The organism is Corynebacterium tuberculostearicum, assembly GCF_032821615.1.
Classification (GTDB): Bacteria; Actinomycetota; Actinomycetes; order Mycobacteriales; family Mycobacteriaceae; genus Corynebacterium; species Corynebacterium tuberculostearicum_H.
Genome location: NZ_JAVBIF010000039.1, coordinates 1 through 2,769 on the forward strand (window position 1 = coordinate 1; position 2,769 = coordinate 2,769).

At 56.2% G+C, this 2,769-nt stretch carries 3 protein-coding genes and 1 rRNA gene; all 4 read right to left on the reverse strand.

Annotated elements, in window-relative coordinates; genetic code table 11:
* Positions 1 to 118: 118 nt before the first annotated feature.
* Positions 119 to 1,018 carry an HNH endonuclease gene (locus RAE09_RS11710; protein WP_316981762.1) on the reverse strand — a complete coding sequence of 300 codons (900 nt, stop codon included), beginning with the start codon at positions 1,016 to 1,018 and terminating at the stop codon, positions 119 to 121.
* Positions 1,019 to 1,201: 183 nt separating this feature from the next.
* The gene (locus RAE09_RS11715; RefSeq protein ID WP_316981763.1) at positions 1,202 to 2,335 is read right to left on the reverse strand and encodes a hypothetical protein; all 1,134 of its coding nucleotides are present in this window, start codon (positions 2,333 to 2,335) and stop codon (positions 1,202 to 1,204) included.
* The gene (locus RAE09_RS11720) at positions 2,335 to 2,562 is read right to left on the reverse strand and encodes a tRNA 2-thiouridine-synthesizing protein (RefSeq protein WP_150851690.1); all 228 of its coding nucleotides are present in this window, start codon (positions 2,560 to 2,562) and stop codon (positions 2,335 to 2,337) included. The genes RAE09_RS11715 and RAE09_RS11720 overlap by 1 nt, the downstream gene beginning before the upstream one ends.
* A gap of 94 nt (positions 2,563 to 2,656) precedes the next feature.
* Positions 2,657 to 2,769 (reverse strand): 5S ribosomal RNA (gene rrf / locus RAE09_RS11725); the annotation flags it as partial.

Here is a 2,769-nt window from a genome sequence, read left to right on the forward strand (position 1 = left end):
TCGCGGCTTCACGCCGGTACTCCGGCGTGTACTTCTTGCGCTGTTGACTCACAATGAACATCCTCTCCTACGGACACAAGATCCGCACAAATAGGGTGTCCACTAAACGAGGGTAACCTCAGGGGGTGTAGGAGTCTGCCTCGTCGGCTAAGAGTCGGCGGATGAAGGTGTTGTCTGTGGGGGCATGGTTGAGGTTTATCCATCCGGCACCGGGGTGATAGACGAGGTTGGTGTCGGGGTTGGTGGTAAACGTGTTGATGGCGACGCTGGTGTGGGTGTCTTCCAAGATGAGGTCGATGAGTGCTTGTGCGGCGGTGGTTTCGGCCTGGTTGGTGTAGGCGTCGATGTGGCGGGCGATGATGGTGGCGGTGGCACTATCGCAGGTAAGCGATAGTGTGGTGGTGTTATCGGGGTTGTAGTTGATGCGCAGTCGCGGTTCGGGTTTGTCTTCTTTGTCTTCGGGGCGCAGGTGGGTGTCGATGAAAGTGCGGATAAACCGGCGCAGATCCGCATCGGTGGGGACTGTTTGGTTGGGTGTGGTGGGGGTCAGAAAGTCTGCGAGTGCGGCGTCGATGGCTTCGAGGTGGTCGGGGTTGTCTTCTAGGCGGGTAAGTTCTCGGTCGATGATGCGCAGTTTGGTCAGGTCGAGTATCCAATGGTGGCCTTGGACTTCGGTGACGAGGGGTAGTTGGCGCATGCGGAAGTGAGCGCGCAGGAAGCCTAGAAGCTTGTGGTAAGAGATGCCGAGGTCTTTGGCGAGGCTGGTGAGGCTCAGGTCAACGTCGTCGTCTAGTTGGGGGAGGATGGCGCGGTAGAGGAACCAGGAGGTTTTGCGTGTGTAGGTGCCGGCTTTGCCGATGTGGTTGCCGGGTGCGTTGGTGGTGTAGAACACTTCCGGCATATCACCATCGTCTAGGGAATCGGTGTCGTGTGCGTTTGCGGGGTGGTCACCGATGAGGAGGGTGTCTGGGTAGTCGAGGGTGGTATCTGGTTCGGGCGGGGCAAGTGTGGCAGTCATGGACGGGACACTCCAGAAGAGAAGAACAGGGTTCGTATGTGTTTTCTAACGAGCGTCCTTATAGTATCCCAGCTGGTGGACATGTGCCTTGTGTGGGGGTGTTTATGTTCGAATAGGATACCCTAAATCCGCAGGGAACCCCAGAATCGCACCCCACACATTGGCAGGGGTAAAAGCAAAGGTTTAGGGTTGGGCGGCGTCGGCAAGCTGGTTGCTAATTTCAGGGCAGTCAGCAAACTTCCGCTGCAGGCGACCTAAGAAGTCCTCAAATAAAGCCGGCTCAGCTGCTTTCTGAACTTTCCCGAGCAACCCATACGCTTGGTCGCGACCATAGGCATCTTCTGTTTCCAGCTTCTTCTCAATAAGCTGCATAAGAACGGGAATGGTCTCGTCCGGCAGGTACGGAAGAAGTCGTTCTGCCACATTGCGTTGGAGCCCGGCGTCCGAGGCTGTCGCCCATGCTCGTTGCGGATCGCGTAGGCACTGATACTGAAACATTGCAAGATCCCAGGGCTTATCGCGCAGCCGAGCCTCGATGTGCTCCACTGCGCTATCCCCCACCGCCGCAAAAAGACCTTTCGCTCTCGAAAGCGTTGGAAACGCGTCGAATACTCGCTCATTGACGTAAGGGCTGCGGTGAGGAAAGTGGACGTCGGTAATCGCGGCCCAACCACCAGCAATGTTGAACGTTTCCTCAGCGGGGAGGATTCGCATCGCTTCTTCCGAGTACGTGTAAGCAAGGTCGAACCGGCCGATCTCCGAAAGCCCGCTAATGAGCTGCTCGTATCCGTCCGTGTGGGTACGAAATACCTCCTCGACAGAACCGGAAAGCACCGCTAACCGACGACCGACATACTCACCCTGCGCACGCTCGCGCAGCTCTTTGAGGCCTTCAGGTCCTAAAGCCTCCGCGTACTGTACGGGGTCGATATCAACCTGCTCCGCATACGGCGACTCGAGAACGCCCAACAGCCACTCGGCTAAGCGCAGCCCGTCAACCTGGGCCAATTGGGCGGCCTGAGGTAGTTCCTGAGCCAAGCGCCCCGCGCACCAGATCACGGCCCTAACTGGATCATTAACCAGCGGCAACTGTAGCAGAACCTCTTCTAGCGCCCGTTGCGCGACCGGAAAGATATCGCAAGGCTCTATTGACTTGACGCCTTCGCTGGTCAGGCGTTGAGGCTCATCAACTGCCACATTCAAAAGCACACCCGCCTGCCACACCTGGTCGGCATACGCCCGTGAATCGTCGGGGTCAGTCAGATTCAAACCTGAGGGTTTTACAAGGCTGTTGGTTGCTTCGTCAAGCGTCTGCACTACTTCTGGCATTCCTTTAGATCCGCGAGAAACTCCTTCAGCGTTTCCGTGAGCTCCCATATTTGGTTACGCTCCTCCTCAAACATGCGGTCAACCAGGAAATCCACGCCGGCCAAATCATCCGGATGCAGGCTGTCCAAGTAAGCCAGCAGCTTATCGACGCCTTCGAGGCCAAGAATTCCTTGCTCGACCTGGTCCGCCACATAAGAAATTTGCTTTTGGTCCATGGTGAGGAGAATAGCAAAACATAAAAAGAAGGAGACGGTGTTTAACCGTCTCCTTCTTAATGTTTTCTGTATTTTGTTGTTTGTTTTTGTTTGGTGTCGGCGGTGACTTACTCTCCCACAACCTCCCGGTTGCAGTACCATCAGCGTGTGCAGGCTTAGCTTCCGGGTTCGGAATGGGACCGGGCGTTTCCCTGCAGCTATTGACCA

Bases quoted from the DNA above. Each gene is read 5' to 3' on its own strand.
- RAE09_RS11710 (WP_316981762.1), bottom strand. From the start codon at position 1,018: ATGACTGCCACACTTGCCCCGCCCGAACCAGATACCACCCTCGACTAC.
- RAE09_RS11720 (WP_150851690.1), bottom strand. From the start codon at position 2,562: ATGGACCAAAAGCAAATTTCTTATGTGGCGGACCAGGTCGAGCAAGGA.